Consider the following 17,236-nt stretch of genomic DNA (forward strand, 5'->3'; position numbering starts at 1 on the left):
AATTCTGAAATCCGCAGGCCTGGACTTCATATAAACCTTGAACCGGCTCTGCCTTTTAGGGCAATTTTGCGGCTTAGCTACGATGCTTCGATTTAGTAATCGTGCCGCTTTTGTTAGTTTCGCCTGTTTGAAGTATGCCGAGTCTGGCGTACCCTTATCGAACGCAGTGTGAGGTTGCTCAAAGTTGTAGAACACGATCCAGCCATCAATAATCCGTTTTGCTTGGAACCAGCTATTGATTACGTGCAAGTATACGGCCTCATGCTTCAAAGATCGCCAAATCCATGATCACCACTAGACACAAGAGCACGTGCCACACGGGGAGATAGGTGATATCTCCTGCACCGCCTTCCGCGCGGTGCCTCAAGGGCCACACGCAACGGTTTGGGTGGTGCAGATTTCTGCCTTGCCTCGGAGACGCGCTCAAGCAGACCTTCACAAGTCTTGTGAGGTTATCAATCGTAGCTGCGGCGATCCTCGATCACCAGCCCGTCGCGCGGCAATGCACCGAGGGCAACAAGCTCGACAGCACCTTTCATCTTTAGCGTTGATTGCACAGCGTCGGCAAAGCCGTTTGGCTCTGTCGCAGCCGTTTCGATCTGCACGGTCAACACATCTTTTTCCGCCTCGCGCGTTGCTATCACGCGCGCGCGCGCAATGCCATCATGGCTCGCAACAAGATCTGCCACCTGTTCGGGGCGCACGAACATGCCTTTGATCTTGGTGGTTTGATCGGCACGGCCCATCCAGCCTTTGATACGGGTATTGGTGCGCCCACATGGTGAAACACCAGCCATCATCGCGCTTAGATCACCCGTTGCAAAACGGATCAGGGGATAGTCAGGATTGAGCGATGTGACGATGACTTCGCCAACCTCGCCCGGCTCCACTGGGATGCCCGTACCGGGAATGACGATTTCGACGATCACGCCTTCGTCAATGATCATGCCCTCTTGGGCTTGGGATTCGTACGCGACATTACCAAGGTCGGCAGTCGCGTAGTTTTGCAAACACAGGATACCCCGATCAGCGTATTCCTGGCGCAGGGAAGGGAACAAGGCACCGCCGCCAACAGCCGCTTTGGAGATGCCAAGGGCAACGCCCATCTCATCCGCCTTATCGAGGATCACCTTCAGATAGTCAGGCGTGCCCGCATAAGCGGTCGAGCCCACATCCTTCGCTGCGCGTACTTGCAACTCTGTTTGACCCGTTCCCGCAGGAAGCACAGTCGCGCCCACAGCACGAGCACCGTTCTCGAAGATCGAACCGGCAGGCGTGAGATGATACCCAAAACAATTCTGTATGACGTCACCTTTGCCGATGCCACAGGCATGCAGGAAGCGGCCAATGCGCCACCAGTCGTGGGAGATACCGCCAGGTTCATAGATCGGACCGGGGGATTGGAATATATGTGCGATGTTCGATACGTTGAGACCACCGAAAGGGGGCTTGTCAGATTGCAACGCTACAAGGTCAGATTTGCGAAAAACCGGTAACTTGGGTAAATCATCGATCGACCCGACGCTGCCTCCATCCGCACTGCTACGTCCAAGCTGTTTCAAAAGCGCGGCGCTTTGGTCAGCGCTGCGCTCATCCGTGGATCGCGTTTCTAAAGTGTCGAAATAGGTGGTCATATGGCAGCTCTCAAATGAAAGGGAGGTGGGGAACAGATCAACTCAGCCAACGCTTGCGACGACGGTACGAGCGCACATCACGAAAAGATTTGCGACCGTCATCCGACATGCCAAGGTAGAACTCCTTGACGTCGGGGTTCTCTCGCAGCTCTGCCGCAGGGCCGTCCATGACGACGCGTCCACTTTCTAGGATATAACCGTAATGCGCATAGCGCAGCGCGACGTTGGTGTTCTGCTCGGCCAGAAGGAAGGTCACGCCCTCCTCCTCATTCACCTTCTTCACGATCTCGAAAATCTGTTCCACGAGTTGCGGCGCAAGGCCCATTGATGGTTCATCAAGCAGGATCGTTTCAGGACGCGACATCAACGCGCGGCCCATGGCGACCATCTGTTGTTCCCCGCCCGAAGTATAACCCGCCAGCGATTTACGGCGCTCTTTGATACGCGGGAAATAGTCATAGACCATCTCCAGATCGGCAGCGATTGCTGCTTTGCCGTCCTTGCGCGTGTATGCGCCGGTCAGCAGGTTTTCCTCTACAGTGAGATGCTCGAAACAATGACGGCCCTCCATCACCTGAATGACACCAGAGCGCACCAGATCCGCAGGATCACGCCCCGCAAGGTTCGCCCCACGATAGCTAACCGAGCCTTTGGTGATATCACCGCGCTCTGAGGCCAGCAGGCCGGAAATCGCCTTAAGGGTCGTCGTCTTGCCCGCACCATTGCCGCCAAGCAACGCAACAATACCGCCTTTGGGCACATTCAAGCTGACGCCTTTCAACACGAGGATCACGTGATTGTAGATCACTTCGATATTGTTGACTTCGAGCAGGTTTTCCGTGGTCGGAGCAGCATCTAGCATAACAAACGCCCTGTCTTAAATTGGGTTGGAGTTGGTCCGGCCAGCACAATGCCGGCCGGACCGGATTGGCTTAGTTGCAGCCTGCCTCGATCTTGTTTTCCGCAGCATAGGCCATGGAATCTTCGTCGATCAGGGGCTGGATCACGTCCATGTCGCTTGGGCCGAACTCAGAAATCATCGTCCACTTTTTCGCAGACGCATCCCACTGGGTCATGCCAACAAGGCCAGGACCACCGTGGTTTTCGCACGACACTTTGAACGCTGGACCAAAGCCCGGCAGGCCAAGGGCTGCCATTTTCTCTTCGGTGATTTCCAGTGCTTCCATGCCATCGCGCATCATAGCCGCGGTGATGTCAGCCGTGCCGTGGATTTCCTGCGCCGTCTTTGCCGCTTCAGCCGCAAGCATCGCCGCATAGAGACCACGGTTATACAGAACCGTACCGACCTGATCGCCATTACCAGCAGCCTTGCCCGCATCTACAACATACTTGCGGATGTCGTCAAAGACGGGGAAGTCATCGCCAACACCGTGGAACGTCACAGCCTTATAGCCATTCGCGGCATCGCCGGCAGGCAGCACGTCGTTCTCGGAACCGGACCACCAAATGCCAATGAAGTTCTCCATGTTGAACCGCACGTTTGCCGCTTCTTGAACCGCAACCTGGTTCATCACGCCCCAACCGTACATGATTACGAAATCAGGCTTTTCGCGGCGGATTTGCAGCCACTGTGATTTCTGCTCCTGGCCCGGATGATCCACGGGGATTAACGTCAGATCATAGCCGTGCTTCTTCGACAGCTCTTCGAGCGTGCGGATCGGTTCTTTGCCATAGGCGGAGTTGTGATAGACCAGCGCGACTTTCTTGCCGCTCAGATCGCCTTGGCTCAGAAGATAGTTGATCGCACCAGAGGCGCCGTTCCAGTAGTTTGCAGGGTAGTTGAACGTGTGGCTAAACACCTTGCCGTTCGCAGCCGACGTGCGGCCATAGCCCATCGTGTGCATCGGAATGCCGTCTGCCGTGGTCTTGGGGATCAGCTGATACGTGATACCCGTGGAAAGTGGCTGATAAACCAGCGCGCCACTATCCTTGGTGGATTCGTAGCACTCCACGCCTTTTTCGGTGTTATAGGCTGTTTCGCATTCCGGAACGGAGGTCATGACACCGCCAATACCGCCATCACGCTCGTTGAGCAGTGTGAAGTAATCCGCGTAGCCATCGGCAAACGGGATACCACCCGCCGCGTATGGACCTGTGCGATAGGATAGGGATGGGAACACAAGGTCCGCCATCACAGGGCTTGCAATCATCAGCGCACTAAGCGCCATCGCAGGTAGTTTCATCTTCATCGGGTTTTTCCTCCCATGGTTATACCGACGTGCAGGGCATTCGCCCCTTATTGTACTCTGGCCCAGCACAGGATTAATGCGGGAAGGGCCAGAGGCGTAGCTTCTCTTTCGCAACCCGCCAGAGCTGGGCGATGCCGTGTGGCTCTGCGATAAGAAAGACGATGATCAATGCGCCCACGATCACCAGATTGAAATGCGCAACGATGTCTGTCGGCCAACCCAAAAGGTCCACGCCGATCAGCTTCAATACCACCGGCAGCAACACAAGGAACGCCGCCCCTGCAAACGAACCGAAGATCGACCCGAGACCGCCAATGATGATCATGAACAGCACGAGGAACGATTTCTGGATGCCGAAAACTTCGCCAACCTCCACCGCGCCCAAGTAGACCGCAAAGAACAGCGCGCCCGAGATGCCGATGAAGAAGGACGACACAGCAAAGGCGCTCAGCTTGGCACGCAGCGGGTTCACGCCGATGATTTCAGCGGCGATATCCATATCCCGGATCGCCATCCATTTGCGCCCCTGCATCCCGCGCGTCAGATTGCGTGCGATGATCGCCGAGATCGTCAGGAAGACGAGGCAGAACAGATAGGTGGCCCAGGCTTCTGTGTTCGCGCCGGTCACAGGCACGCCGAACACAAAACGCTCTGGCGCATTGATCTGGCCAGACGCCGAGTAGTTGTAAAACCAGCTTACCTTGTTGAACAGCCAAACCAGAAAGAACTGTGCCGCTAGCGTCGCCACAGCAAGGTAGAACCCTTTGATCCGCAAGGATGGAAGGCCGAAGGCTGTTCCCACAAGCGCCGTAATGCCGCCCGCAGCAATAATATGGAAAAAGATGTTCACATCGGGAAAACCGGTCATCAATTTGTAGCACGCATAGGCGCCCACAGCCATGAAACCGCCCGTGCCAAGCGAAACTTGTCCACAATATCCCGTCAGGATATTCAGGCCAATCGCCGCGATCGAATAGATCAGGAACGGCAGCAGAAACGCGTTCGCCCAATAGTCGTTGATCAGGAAGGGAATAACTCCGAATGCAACGGCCAGCACCACATAATAGCGATAGCGATCGAACTTGATCGGAAAGGTCTGGTTGTCGTCTGTGTAGGTCGTTTTGAAATCGCCTGCTTCACGGTAAAACATCAGATCGCCGCCTCTTCATCATCGCGCTGATAGACGCGGTTAGGTTTCTTGGCATAGCCGGTGCGTTCGCTGTGACGTACCAGCTGGAAATAGGCCCAAAGCCCTACGGCTCCACCTGCCGCTGCAAGCAAGGCCGCTGTCACCATCTGTCCGCCATCTGCGAGCGAAGTGGTGAGAGCAAGATAACCAAAGGCCCAGAACCCGCCCCATGCAATGACATTCACGATTGCAATGATCTTGTGCATGTTCAGACCCTCTCAATAATTTTCTCGCCGAACAGACCTTGGGGTCTGAAGACAAGAAAGATGAGCGCGAGAACATAGGCGAACCAGTTTTCCGTCGCCCCGCCCACCATGGGGCCAATCGCAAATTCGAACAGCTTCTCGCCAACGCCGATGATGAGGCCACCGACAATCGCACCGGGAATCGAGGTGAAACCGCCCAGCATCAGAACAGGAAGCGCTTTCAAAGCGATCAAAGAGAGCGAGAATTGTACGCCCGAGTTCGTGCCCCACATGATGCCCGCGACCAGCGCGACGAAACCCGCAACCGACCAGACCATGATCCAGATAAAGTTGAGCGAAACACCAACCGAAAGAGCAGCTTGGTGGTCATCCGCCACAGCCCGCATCGCGCGGCCCTCTTTGGAATATTGCGAAAAGATGACCAGCGCCGCGACCAGCAGGATCGCAATCGCCGTCGCCACCAGATCAAGGTTGCCAATGAAGAAGCCGTAGCCGAAAATTCCATCCGTGAACGTCTCGATTGGCAGGTTAATCCCTTGCGGCAGACCAACGTCGAGCTTTTTGATTTCAGAGCCCCACATCAAATCGCCCACACCTTCAAGGAAGTACGCAAGGCCAATGGTGGCCATGAACAGGATAATAGGCTCCTGCCCGACCAGGTGTTTGAAGATGTAGCGCTGCACGAGCCATGCAAAGAGCACCATCACCGCCATTGTGAGCAGGATCGCTAACAATGCAGGCACGTGCCAGCCAAAGTGATGAATCTCCGTGCCAAACACCGCGTTGATGATATGGGAGAACGGCACTTGCCCATCCATGATCCCCACAAGCGTCAGCGCCGAAAACAGCGCCATAACCCCTTGAGCATAGTTGAAAATACCGGAGGCTTTAAAAATCAAAACGAAGCCAAGCGCGACCAGCGCATAAAGCACCCCCGCCATCAGACCGTTGAGGAAAACTTCCATCGCATAGATGAGCTGTTCGGGCATTATGAAGCCTCCTTAGTGTAAATCGTCAGGGCAAAATCAGTCATGTGCCACCCCCAGATACGCATCGATCACGGCTTGGTTGTTGCGAATTTCGCTTGGTGTTCCATCGCCAATCTTCTTGCCATAATCCATCACGACCACGCGGTCAGAGAGGTCCATGACAACGCCCATGTCATGCTCGATCAGCGCGATGGTGGTCCCAAATTCGTCGTTCACATCGAGAATGAAGCGGCTCATGTCCTCTTTCTCCTCGACGTTCATGCCTGCCATTGGCTCGTCCAGCAGCAACAGGTTCGGCTCCGCCACCAGCGCGCGCGCCAACTCCACACGCTTCTTGAGACCATAAGGCAAACGCGAAACAGGCGTCTTTCGGATGTGTTGAATTTCCAGAAAGTCGATGATCCGCTCTGCCTTTTCACGGTTTTCGACCTCTTCGCGCTCGGCCTTGCCGCGCCAGATGGCTTGCGAGAAGATACTGGAACTCATCTTGTTCAAACGGCCCGTCATGATGTTGTCCAGAACCGACATGCCCTCGAACAATGCGATGTTCTGAAAAGTGCGCGCGATGCCCTGCTGGGCGACCTCGTAGGGGCGCATTTGCGGGCGCGGTTTGCCATTGAACAAAACCTGACCCTCTTGCGGCACGTAGAATCCCGAAATCACGTTGAGCATCGAGGACTTACCAGCCCCGTTCGGGCCAATAATTGCGCGAATTTCACCCTGCCGAATATCGAACGAAATATCCTTGATCGCCACCACACCGCCAAAACGCAGCGTGATATTCTTCATTTCCATCACCACGCCACCGATCTTGCGGCCATCCTCGGTGACATATCCCTCGGTCTGATCAAGCATCGCAGCGCCCCGTCTTCATCTTCGGCTTCATCTTGCCAATTAAACTCAAATGTTGAAGGTTCATGATCATTCCGCCGCGATCTTCTGCGCCGTGACGGGCACCACCTTCGCGTCGCGGATTTCCAGCGTCGCGCTGATCATCCCTTTGCGGCCGTCCTCATAGGTGACTTCGGTTTCGGTGTAGATTTGCTGCGATCCGTCATACAGCGCGTTCACCAGATCTTCGAACTTCTCGCCGATGATCTTGCGGCGCACCTTTTGCGTGCGCGTCAGCTCGCCGTCGTCCGCGTCCAATTGCTTGTGCAGCACCAGAAAACGGTGGACCTGGCAGGCCGACAGCATCGGATCCTCGGCCACGGACCGGTTCACCGTCTCCACATGCTCCTGAATTGTCTCGAGCACACGGGGATGCCCCGCCAATTCCTGATAGGACGCATAGGCGATGTTGTTACGCTCGGCCCAGTTTCCGACGGCGTTCAAGTCGATGTTAACAAAAGCCGTGCAATATTCGCGGCCCGCGCCAAAAACGACAGTTTCCAGAATGTTGGGATAGAACTTCAGCTTGTTCTCGACATACTTAGGCGCGAACATTTCGCCCCCCGCCATTTTACCGACATCCTTGGCGCGATCGATGATGCGCAGATGGCCCGTACCATCTTCGATAAAGCCCGCATCGCCCGTCGCAACCCAGCCCTCGGCATCCTTGGTGTCCGCCGTGCTTTCAGCGTTCTTGTAATACTCAACGAACGTACCCGAAGAGCGGTAGAACACCTCCCCGTTCTCTGCAATCTTTAATTCCACGCCAGGGCTAGGCACGCCGACCGTATCAGAGCGCACCTGCCCGTCGGGCTGCTGTGTGATAAACACAGACGCCTCGGTCTGACCATAAAGCTGTTTCAGATTAATCCCGAGCGAGCGGTAGAAATCAAAGATTTCAGGGCCAATCGCTTCACCTGCAGTATAGCCGATGCGCACGCGCGAAAAGCCCAGGGTATTTTTCAGCGGACCGTAGACCAGGAGATTGCCCAGCGCATATTTCAGCTTATCAAAACCGCTTACGGGATTGCCGTCCAGAATGTCGGGACCAACCTTCTTGGCGTGAGCCATGAAGTAGTCGAACATCCGCTTTTTCATCGGGCTCGCGTCCTCCATGCGGATCATTACCGTGGTTAACTGCGTCTCGAACACGCGCGGCGGGGCGAAATAATAGGTTGGACCGATCTCTCGCAGATCAGTCATCATTGTCTCGAAGCTCTCAGGGCAATTGACACAGAAGCCGGTCCAATAGGCCTGCCCGAGCGAAAAGATGAAATCGCCGACCCAGGCCATTGGCAGGTAAGCCAGAATATCCTCGCCCGCACTCAAATCATCGAACTCCGATGAATTCTTGGAGGTTTCGATGATGTTGCGATTGCTCAGCACAACGCCCTTGGGCTTGCCCGTGGTGCCGGATGTGTAAAGCATCACGCAGGTGCTGTCGTAATTCAGCGCGTCGCGGCGGCGCACCAGTTCAGGGTGGAATTCATCGTAAGCGGCGCGGCCCTGATCCTGCACGTTCGAATACTGGTGCAGCGTTGTGTGGTCATATTTGCGAAGCCCGCGCGCATCGAGGTAAATCAAATGCTGGAACTGGCGCAATTGATCCTGCACCTCGATCACCTTGTCCACCTGCTCCTGATCCGCGACGATGACGAAACGCGCCCCGCAGTGCTCCAGCACGTAAGCCATTTCCTCTGCGGCAGCGTCTGAATAAAGTGGCACAGGCACTGCACCTACGGATTGAGCGGCAACCATCGCCCAGTAAAGCGCAGGGCGGTTGCGTCCGATGACAGCGATAAAATCGCCCTCGTTCACACCAAGATTCAACAGACCCAGCGCCAACGCCTCAATCTCTTTCTCGGCCTCGGCCCATGTCCAGCTTTGCCAGATGCCAAACTCTTTTTCACGATAAGCGGCCTTACCGGCGAACGTGGATGCGTTGCGGTTCAAAAGCGCTGGGATGGACGTAAGCCCATCAACGCCTGTCGACGTTTGTGTCACTGATGTCTCCTCCCGTTGCGCGCTTTCGGGCGCCTCTGGCCGCTTTGTGCGACTCGCTGCCCTAACCGTGCCGTCAAATTCTTGAAGGTCAACTTTTTCCGCAAAGTTTCTAAAACCTAACGAATTGTAACAAGCACGCCTCGGGGCTTTTCGCCCACCTCTGCGCGGTGATAGCAATGGGGCATGAACCGCACACCCAGCCATGACGCCATGATCGAAGCAGGCCTGAACCTTATTCAGCAGGCCATGTCGATTTTTGATTCTGATTTGCGGCTAGTGCTGATCAACCGCCCCATGCAGCAGATGTTCAATCTGCCCAATGCGCTGGTCAAGCCGGGGGTCAGCTTCAGGGACGTGATCCGCTATCTGGCACAGCGCGGTGAATATGGCGAAGTGGACGACCTTGAGGATTTCATAGCCGTTCGGGTCGAGCTCGCCCGCGCCTTCGAGGCGCATTATATGGAGCGCACCCGCGCGAACGGCCGCGTGATTAGCGTCGAGGGCGCGCCGCTGCCGGACGGCGGCTGGGTGACAGTCTACACTGACATCACGGAAACCAAGAGGCAGGAGGCACTCCTGCGCGCGCGCTCCGAAGTGCTCTCCGAACAGGTACTTTCCCGCTCCGAAGAGCTTGCCTCCAGCAACCGTGCTCTTGCCTCCAGTAACGCCGCACTGGAAGAAACGAAGCATCAATTGACCCACATGGAGGCGCGCACGCGCCTCACCGCCCAGATGATGCCTGCGCATATCGCCCATATCGACCTCGCGCAGCGCTACACCTTTTCCAACCGCCGCCTGCGCGATGTAATGCCGGGCAGCACCGATGAAATCGTCGGGCTGACCGCCGCACAGGCACTTGGCGCGCCAACATATGCAGTGATCGGTCCCTACATCGAGCGCGCGTTCGACGGCGTGCCATCGGTGTTCGAATTCACCCACGCCCCCAGTTCGCGCCGCGTGCGCGTCGCTTTGACCCCCGATAGCACCAATGGAGAAGTGCGGGGCGTTTATGTGCTTTCCATGGATGTGACCGAAGAAACCCAGACCCGCGTCGCACTGCAACAGACACGCCGCCGCGAGATGGCCGCGCAGTTGACCAGCGGCCTTGCGCACGATTTTTCGAACTTGCTGACCATCATTCTCGGCATGCAGGGCAAGCTACAACGCATGGACGATCTCCCCAGCGACGCGCATCATCTGATAAACGCAACGCTCGCCGCTGCACGCAGGGGCGGCAGTCTACTCCACCGCATCGCCGACATGACCGGTCCACGCCAGTTTAGCCCGGTGCCCGTGCGCCTGCCCGAATTTCTGAGCGAATTGGAAATCATGGCCTCGCCCACGCTTGGCAGTAACTACCATCTGCACATCGATGGCGATGTGCCCAATGGGGTGTTCAACATCGATGCCGGCATGCTGCAAGACAGCCTCTTGAACCTGATCCTCAACGCGCGCGACGCGACGCCACCAGGCGGACAAATCACGCTCAGCGCGCGTGCAGTGCAAGACACATGGCTGGAAATTGAAATCGCGGATACAGGGCCCGGGTTCTCGCCGCAGGCCCTAAGCAAGGCGCTGCATCCCTTCTTTACCACCAAAGGCGGCGAAGGCTCGGGGCTTGGCCTTGCGATGGTCTACGACATGACCAAACTTGCCGGCGGCGATGTGCGCTTGTTTAACGCTGGCGGCGCGCATGTGGTGCTGCGCTTGCCGCTGCGCGCTAGCGTGGCCGGGCTGCCTGCGGGCCTTGTTCTCTTGGTCGAGGACAGCGAGGATTTGCGCATGTCGATCCGCGATATGCTGGTGGAACAGGGGCATCAGGTGCTCGAAGCGACATCCGTTCACGAGGCCGAAGCGTTGCTTGGCTCACTGCCGGACATTGCCTATGTTCTGTCCGATATCCGCCTTGGCGGAGCACGCACCGGGCTTGATCTGGCGAAGATAGTCGATCAACCGATTACATTGATGACATCGCTGCCCACTTGCGATCCACTGCACCAAGCAGCTGCGGCGCGTGGTGCATTCCTTCAGAAACCATTCACGCCAGAAGCCCTGCGACTGGCACTGACCTTGGCCGCAGAGGGCGCAGCATGAGCGAATTACCTCTCGTCACGATCCTTGATGACGAACCTGAAATCCGGAAAATTCTGTCCGAAACCCTCGAAGATGCAGGATTTCGCACCATGAGCTTCGGGCGGGCCCGCGAATTCGAAGCGGCCCTGCGCACGGTGACACCCGATGTGTGCCTCGTCGATCTGTCCTTGCCTGACAAGGACGGGCTGACGCTGGTGCATCGCCTCGCACTCGAGCAGGGCGCAATCGTAATTATCATTTCAGGCCGCGCGCAGGTGCAGGATAGGGTGACGGGCCTCGAGCTCGGTGCGGATGATTATATTATCAAGCCTTTCGATCCCAGCGAAGTCGTCGCGCGCATCCGAGTGCGACTACGCAAGAGCAAACCAACTGACACCACCTCGAACACCGCACATTTCGCCGGCTGGACCGCGCATTTCGATCGCTACGCGCTTGAGGATGACACGGGGCGTGAAACCACGTTCAGCCATGCCGAGGGCGAAGTACTGCGCCTGTTCCTGCAAAGCCCCAAGCGGCTGATTTCACGTGCACAAATGCAGGATATGCTGGGCGGAGGTGCAGGCGAAAGTTTCGACCGTGCCATGGATGTGCGCATCTCGCGCTTGCGCACGAAACTTCGCGAAGACCCCAAGAACCCACAGTTGATCAAAACGATCTATGGCGCTGGATACATCTTTCTAGGCGATGTGGGTTGGCGCTAGGCCGCATCATTCGCCCAGAGTTTGATCGCCGCTTCAGGGCACGCTATCAATGTGCGAGGCTTCGGGGAAACAGGATTCAACCATGGTAGGAAACGACAGCGCATGCTGCCCCGGCAAATGCAATCCGCCAGGCCAAGCGCCCCATCACGTCTACCGCGACGCTGCACTGGCAGTGCCATTGGCAAGCTGCACAATCCGCGATCAGCTGCGCGCGCGCCTGACCGAAATACCCGGCGGCATCTTTGAAATGGGTGCCCGCAAATCGAACTTTCCCGCAGATCTCGAAAGCCCCCGCGCCAAAGTCAAAATCTCGCCTTTTCTGATGTCGCCCCACGCGGTGAGCAACGCCGATTTCGCAGTGTTCGCCCTGGACACCGGTTATGTTTCCGTGGCCGAGCGCGAGGGCTGGAGCTTTGTGTTCCACCTCTTTTTGGATGCGCCGAAGGACTGGCCCGTTTCACCCCCCGGCCTGCCATGGTGGCGCAAAGTGGATGGCGCGTACTGGGGTGCGCCGCGCGGGCCGGGCAGTTCTTGGCAAAGCATTCCAGATCATCCCGCCGTGCATATTACATGGTCTGACGCGCTTGCCTATTGCACATGGGCTGGCCTGCGCCTCGCGCGCGAAGCCGAGTGGGAGCGCGCCGCACGTGGCGGCTTGGCGCGCATGAAATTCCCTTGGGGCAATACGATGACACCGGGCGGCCAGCATCGCATGAACACCTGGCAAGGCGCGTTTCCAAACGAGAACACAGGCGCAAACGGCCATGTCGGCACCGCCCCTGTCACAGCTTTCGCGCCCAATGGTTTCGGTCTATTCAACATGACCGGAAATGTCTGGGAGTGGGTTGGTGATTACTTCGCAGCGATCCCCACGCCCTCCGCAACTCCAGCAAAAGACCCATCCGGCCCGCAAAGCGGCGAGTGGCGCGTACAGCGCGGCGGCTCACACTTATGTCACGATAGCTACTGCGATCGGTATCACGTGCATTCGCGTAGTTCGAACGATCCCGATAGCTCAACCGGCAACTGCGGTTTTCGCGTCGCCGGTGATCTGTGACGCAATCAAACACTCGTTTTTCGCAAGGCGTTTACAGGTCCGTAAGAGGTTTCGCATAGGCAAGGGAGCATGTTTGATTCTAACAACACATCCCCGCCAATCGTCTTTTTGCATATCCCGAAAACAGCGGGACAAACGGTGCACAATGAATTGGTGCGCGCAGTCGGAAAAGACGCGGTCAGTCCGATCCGCGTCCATACGCAAGCATCTACGCCAGAAGACCAGTTCCCGCAGGGATACAGTCTTTATTCCGGACATATCGACTGGATTGCCCTCGACCGGATCGAAAAACCACGCTTTGTCTTTTCAATCCTTCGTGATCCGCGCGAAAGGATTGCATCATTTTACTTTTACCTGCTGAAGGAAGCCGAAGCACTGAACCCCGAGCAATTGGAAGACCCGCGACACGCCGGTAAACGCAAAATCCTCGCCAACAGCGTTGATGACTATTTCTTTGGCGGCGACGTTGCTTGGCAGAACTTTGTCTTCGATCACTACGACAATTTTTATTGCAGCTACTTCGGATCAAAACGCATTCGACCCGGCCATGTCTACACGCGCATGCCTGAACGGCGCAAACTGCGCGGTGCCCTTAGAAACATGTCCAAGATTGATTGGATCTATTCGGTTGAAAACCTCTCTGCACTACAATCTGATCTGAACGAGCTTTACGGCTTTGACCTCAACCTGACAGAGACGCGCGACAATGCTGGTGATCGCCCTGTTTCAGAGCTGCGATGGCCGCGCCTGATGCAACGGTTCGAGCAAGATGCCAATCGCAAACGTATCGAAGATTTCGTGACGTTGGACATTGCCCTTATGGATCGGCTGGAGCTTTGACACATTGAATTACATAAAGGAAATGTCATCAATCAACGATGCAGTGTCGGTGATATTCATAAGCGTAAGCTGATCGTTATCGCCGAAATCGAAAACAGTATGTCCTGCGATGACGCTCGCAAATTCCAACGCGCGCGCCGCCGTTACCGGGCCGCCGCCCAGCAAGCCTGCGTCAAGCAGGATGCTATCCCAAATGCCGTTGAAATCTTCGATGGTGTCATTGCCATCGTTAAAAACGAACGTGTCCGCATGTTGACCACCGCGTAGAATGTCATTTCCCATTCCACCATCTAATGTATCCGCATGCGCACCGCCGTTCAAATAGTCGTCTCCCGCACGACCTTGCAAAATGTCACTGCCTTCGCGCCCAAACAGGCGGTTAGCAGCATCATTGCCATTCAGGAGATCATCGAACCGGCTCCCCGCAAGGTCCTCGATGCCATCGAACTGATCACCCGCTGCTTCACCGGTATTGTTTGCCGGATTTGCCAAATCGACCTGCACAGCACTTAACGCTTCGGAATATTGCGCACGATCCCGATTTGCTCCACCGATCAAGAGATCCGCCCCGGTGCCTCCGAACAAGACGTCGTCACCTATGCCACCTTCCAATGTATCGTTTCCTCGGCGCCCAAAAATGTAGTCTACATTGCGCCCCCCCTGAATGACGTTATCGTCCAAAGTACCGCGCAAATTGTCAAAGCCCTGCGAACCGATCAGGTTTTCGATCGAAACATAGATATCCCCCGCCGCGACATTGGTGTTAATGTGCGAAAACATCAAATCGACACGAAGCGAGCCGCGCGAACCCTCGTAGCTGACCCAATCCGAACCAGCCCCGCCATCCAGATAATCCGCGCCGACACCGCCGTTCAAAACGTCATTCCCCGCGCCGCCGACAATCGAATCGTCTCCAAGGTTGCCACGAATGGTGTCATCAAAATCGGAGCCCACAAGCGTATCCGCGCCCGCGCTCCCCTCGAAATTGCCCAATGCGGTGTCATCGAGCAGCGGATCAAGTCCGCCGGTCATGTAACTCAGGTCCGTGTGGGACAGGTTGAACAACTCATGCGCCGCAAGGTCATCCGAATAAAGCGTAGTATTATCGACGGTGCGAATGACCAGTAGTTCATCGCCATAAGTGATCACCGCACCGTTGCTGCGGATCGACCAGGTCAGCGCGCTCACATCATAGATGCGCCCCCAACCCGACAGATCGATACGATCTTGCGACGGGTCAAAATCCAGTATGTCGTCGCGCGCGCCATCGCGCGAAAGGATGAACGTATCCGCGCCGTTGCCCCCGGTCATACGATCCGCACCTGCGCCATCAAGGATCATATCCGCGCCATTGCCGCCGCTGATCGTATCATCCCCCGCGCCGCCCATCAGAAAATCAGCATTCGCCGTTCCATTCAGCGTATCATCGCCAGCCGTGCCGTGCTGGATTGGCGATTGCGCGCCCAGCTCGTAGCGCAGCTGCGTGATGCCCGCTTCGTTTTCCGATCCGACATAAATATCGATGCCGCTGCCACGCACTTGAGCGGTGATCGACGTGACATTCGCGAGCGATGCGCCCAACAAATCCTCTTGCGCATCAAGGTGATAGAGCCGCCCGTCAGGAAAAAGCTGAAACAGGCTGATGCCATCGTTCGCGCCTCCCGCAATGACGTAATGGCGATCTGCGAAGCTCACGGTTTCCAGCGCGACGACACCCTGAATGCGCGTGTGCAGGCTGGCGTTGACGTGATCCACCGGTGTCAATTGCCCCGCGCTGGAAATCTCCATCACCGTCAGCGAGGAGGTTCCGGCAGAGGCAAGGATCGCAAAGCGCTGTCCGCCACTCTCAATAATTTCCATCGCTGTGGGTGTGTCGATGGGCAGGCCATCACTCATCCTGATAACATCCGCAACGGCCAAACCGCCATTAGCGTTGATCGTGTAACTATAGATTGCGTCTTGTTCGCGCCCCGCAAAGACAAGCACATCCTGACCTTGAACCTGTGTTATCTGAAATCCCGTAATATCAGCGCCTTGCGCATCGAAAGGGGAAATGATCTGGCCCAGAAGGCTCAAAGCGCCACTTGCGCTCACTTGATAGATCCCCAGATCGGCACTGCCCCAATAACTCGCATAGGCCACATCGCGCGTTCCGGCTGCGTGAAATTTGAGCGAACTGATACCAAGACCGTCTGTTCCGCCCATATCTACCCGCGTGTCCAGATCGCTGCCAATGCCGATCTGAACCGCCTCCAGGCCGTCCGCGTGACGCCCCAGATTCACGATGAAATCTTGACCGCCCAGAGTAACCTGCTCCAGATGGGCGGGTCCATCGACCGAGGCAAGCGGCGCAAGGGTGAGCGCATCAACATAGCCCAGTGCGCCGGTGAGAGGGTTAACCAGATAGCTGACGATCCCCCCCGAAGCGCCATTGGTCGCATAAAGCACCGTGCCGCCGGATGTGCTGACCAGATCCATATCGCGCAGGTTCATGCTGTGCGACGCAGGCCCCAAGTTCCAGGTGTTTTGAACAGTAAGTGTCGTCATGTCACCCTCACGCTTTGATTGGGTCAGACCTAAGACGCACAAAAGGCAGAAAATTGGATCATCAGCGGCGCAAATGCGTTTCTTCTTTAGGATTTGGTAGGGATTTTATGTGATTTTTGGCGAATGACTGCTGCATGTCCCCCTATCAGTATCGTTCTGGCTGCCCTGAACGGGGCGACGTTTTTGCGTGCGCAGTTGCAATCAATTTGCGATCAAAGCCATGAAAACTGGCGTGTTATTCTAAGCGATGATGGATCAAGCGATGCGAGCCTCGCGATCGCCCGCGACTGCCTTGCGCGCGATCGCCTGCATCTACTGCGAGGTCCGCAGCAAGGCATCGCGCTCAATTTCTGGCGGGGCTTGAGCCATGTTCCAAAGGGGCATTTCGCGGCTTTTTGCGATCAGGATGATGTGTGGTGCAAAGACAAGCTGGAACGCGCGCTCGCGCATTTGGGCAAGGACGAAGGCCCTGCGCTGTATTCGGCGGGGCGGTTCGTCACCGACGCGGGTTTGAACGTTACGCATCGCCAATTGCGCGCCCCCGTCAAAGGCTTTGCCCGCACATTCCTGCGCAACCCCGTCGCAGGCCACACCTGCGTGCTCTCGCCTGCTGCGGTCGATCTGCTCAAACGCGCGCCCCCGACCCGTGACGTTCCCTTTCACGATTGGTGGGCCGCCTTGATCTTAAGCAGGGCCGGCGCACGCTTTGTCCATGATACGGCTCCGGTCCTGTATTATCGCCAGCACGAGCGTAATGTGCTCGGCGCGGCAGGCGGACGTGCAAAGGCAGTCCTGAACGGCACATATTTTCGCTGGCTTTGCGCCAATGCAAGCGCGCTTCACGTTGCCTCCCCGCGCGCGCTGGATTAAGCCT

Annotated in this window: 14 protein-coding genes; 5 read left to right on the top strand and 9 right to left on the bottom strand. The window is 56.6% G+C overall.

Features of this window, described 5'->3' with window-relative positions; translation table 11 throughout:
* Positions 1-455 precede the first annotated feature (455 nt).
* The 8 genes from B9P63_RS15160 to B9P63_RS15195 form a co-directional block, all read right to left on the bottom strand.
* On the bottom strand, positions 456-1,634 hold the full coding sequence (locus B9P63_RS15160; protein ID WP_085310331.1) for a phenylacetate--CoA ligase family protein: 1,179 nt from the start codon (positions 1,632-1,634) through the stop codon (positions 456-458).
* Positions 1,635-1,671: 37 nt separating this feature from the next.
* On the bottom strand, positions 1,672-2,496 hold the full coding sequence (locus B9P63_RS15165; protein WP_085310333.1) for an ABC transporter ATP-binding protein: 825 nt from the start codon (positions 2,494-2,496) through the stop codon (positions 1,672-1,674).
* Positions 2,497-2,566: 70 nt separating this feature from the next.
* Complete coding sequence (locus tag B9P63_RS15170) at positions 2,567-3,844, bottom strand: ABC transporter substrate-binding protein (RefSeq protein WP_085310335.1); 1,278 nt, start codon at positions 3,842-3,844, stop codon at positions 2,567-2,569.
* Between the two features lie 73 nt (positions 3,845-3,917).
* Positions 3,918-4,994, bottom strand: coding sequence for a branched-chain amino acid ABC transporter permease (locus tag B9P63_RS15175; RefSeq protein WP_085310337.1), 1,077 nt, complete (start codon positions 4,992-4,994; stop codon positions 3,918-3,920).
* Positions 4,994-5,239 carry a hypothetical protein gene (locus B9P63_RS15180; protein WP_085310339.1) on the bottom strand — a complete coding sequence of 82 codons (246 nt, stop codon included), beginning with the start codon at positions 5,237-5,239 and terminating at the stop codon, positions 4,994-4,996. The genes B9P63_RS15175 and B9P63_RS15180 overlap by 1 nt, the downstream gene beginning before the upstream one ends.
* Positions 5,240-5,241: 2 nt before the next feature.
* Complete coding sequence (locus B9P63_RS15185) at positions 5,242-6,228, bottom strand: branched-chain amino acid ABC transporter permease (RefSeq protein WP_085310341.1); 987 nt, start codon at positions 6,226-6,228, stop codon at positions 5,242-5,244.
* Between the two features lie 36 nt (positions 6,229-6,264).
* Positions 6,265-7,083: an ABC transporter ATP-binding protein gene (locus tag B9P63_RS15190; protein WP_085310343.1), complete on the bottom strand. Its 819-nt coding sequence runs from the start codon at positions 7,081-7,083 to the stop codon at positions 6,265-6,267.
* Between the two features lie 66 nt (positions 7,084-7,149).
* Entirely contained in the window at positions 7,150-9,123 is a 1,974-nt protein-coding gene (locus B9P63_RS15195) for an AMP-binding protein (RefSeq protein WP_085310345.1), read from the bottom strand.
* Positions 9,124-9,306: 183 nt separating this feature from the next.
* Between B9P63_RS15195 and B9P63_RS15200 the strand changes: the two genes are divergently transcribed.
* The 4 genes from B9P63_RS15200 (at position 9,307) to B9P63_RS15215 (ending at position 13,815) form a co-directional block, all read left to right on the top strand.
* The gene (locus B9P63_RS15200) at positions 9,307-11,217 is read left to right on the top strand and encodes a hybrid sensor histidine kinase/response regulator (RefSeq protein WP_085310347.1); all 1,911 of its coding nucleotides are present in this window, start codon (positions 9,307-9,309) and stop codon (positions 11,215-11,217) included.
* The gene (locus B9P63_RS15205) at positions 11,214-11,918 is read left to right on the top strand and encodes a response regulator transcription factor (RefSeq protein WP_085310349.1); all 705 of its coding nucleotides are present in this window, start codon (positions 11,214-11,216) and stop codon (positions 11,916-11,918) included. Before B9P63_RS15200 ends, B9P63_RS15205 begins: the two co-directional genes overlap by 4 nt.
* Before the next feature lie 82 nt (positions 11,919-12,000).
* A complete protein-coding gene (locus B9P63_RS15210; RefSeq protein WP_085310351.1) occupies positions 12,001-12,975 on the top strand; it encodes a formylglycine-generating enzyme family protein in 975 nt (324 codons plus the stop codon).
* A 69-nt stretch (positions 12,976-13,044) separates the two neighbouring features.
* Positions 13,045-13,815: a sulfotransferase family 2 domain-containing protein gene (locus tag B9P63_RS15215; protein ID WP_085310352.1), complete on the top strand. Its 771-nt coding sequence runs from the start codon at positions 13,045-13,047 to the stop codon at positions 13,813-13,815.
* 9 nt (positions 13,816-13,824) lie between these two features.
* Here the strand turns inward: B9P63_RS15215 and B9P63_RS15220 are convergent, their stop codons facing one another.
* Positions 13,825-16,362, bottom strand: a complete 2,538-nt coding sequence (locus B9P63_RS15220) for a calcium-binding protein (RefSeq protein ID WP_139816272.1) — start codon at positions 16,360-16,362, stop codon at positions 13,825-13,827.
* A 123-nt stretch (positions 16,363-16,485) separates the two neighbouring features.
* Here B9P63_RS15220 and B9P63_RS15225 point away from each other — a divergent pair, with 123 nt between their 5' ends.
* The gene (locus tag B9P63_RS15225) at positions 16,486-17,232 is read left to right on the top strand and encodes a glycosyltransferase (RefSeq protein ID WP_085310356.1); all 747 of its coding nucleotides are present in this window, start codon (positions 16,486-16,488) and stop codon (positions 17,230-17,232) included.
* The last annotated feature ends 4 nt before the right edge of the window (positions 17,233-17,236 follow it).

Source organism: Planktotalea arctica (assembly GCF_002105285.1).
Lineage (GTDB): Bacteria > Pseudomonadota > Alphaproteobacteria > Rhodobacterales > Rhodobacteraceae > Planktotalea > Planktotalea arctica.

Excerpts from the sequence above, each read along its gene's own strand:
- B9P63_RS15160 (WP_085310331.1), bottom strand. The coding sequence starts at position 1,634 with ATGACCACCTATTTCGACACTTTAGAAACGCGATCCACGGATGAGCGC.
- B9P63_RS15165 (WP_085310333.1), bottom strand. The coding sequence starts at position 2,496 with ATGCTAGATGCTGCTCCGACCACGGAAAACCTGCTCGAAGTCAACAAT.
- B9P63_RS15170 (WP_085310335.1), bottom strand. The coding sequence starts at position 3,844 with ATGAAGATGAAACTACCTGCGATGGCGCTTAGTGCGCTGATGATTGCA.
- B9P63_RS15175 (WP_085310337.1), bottom strand. The coding sequence starts at position 4,994 with ATGTTTTACCGTGAAGCAGGCGATTTCAAAACGACCTACACAGACGAC.
- B9P63_RS15180 (WP_085310339.1), bottom strand. The coding sequence starts at position 5,239 with ATGCACAAGATCATTGCAATCGTGAATGTCATTGCATGGGGCGGGTTC.
- B9P63_RS15185 (WP_085310341.1), bottom strand. The coding sequence starts at position 6,228 with ATGCCCGAACAGCTCATCTATGCGATGGAAGTTTTCCTCAACGGTCTG.
- B9P63_RS15190 (WP_085310343.1), bottom strand. The coding sequence starts at position 7,083 with ATGCTTGATCAGACCGAGGGATATGTCACCGAGGATGGCCGCAAGATC.
- B9P63_RS15200 (WP_085310347.1), top strand. The coding sequence starts at position 9,307 with ATGAACCGCACACCCAGCCATGACGCCATGATCGAAGCAGGCCTGAAC.
- B9P63_RS15205 (WP_085310349.1), top strand. The coding sequence starts at position 11,214 with ATGAGCGAATTACCTCTCGTCACGATCCTTGATGACGAACCTGAAATC.
- B9P63_RS15210 (WP_085310351.1), top strand. The coding sequence starts at position 12,001 with ATGGTAGGAAACGACAGCGCATGCTGCCCCGGCAAATGCAATCCGCCA.
- B9P63_RS15215 (WP_085310352.1), top strand. The coding sequence starts at position 13,045 with ATGTTTGATTCTAACAACACATCCCCGCCAATCGTCTTTTTGCATATC.
- B9P63_RS15220 (WP_139816272.1), bottom strand. The coding sequence starts at position 16,362 with ATGACGACACTTACTGTTCAAAACACCTGGAACTTGGGGCCTGCGTCG.
- B9P63_RS15225 (WP_085310356.1), top strand. The coding sequence starts at position 16,486 with ATGACTGCTGCATGTCCCCCTATCAGTATCGTTCTGGCTGCCCTGAAC.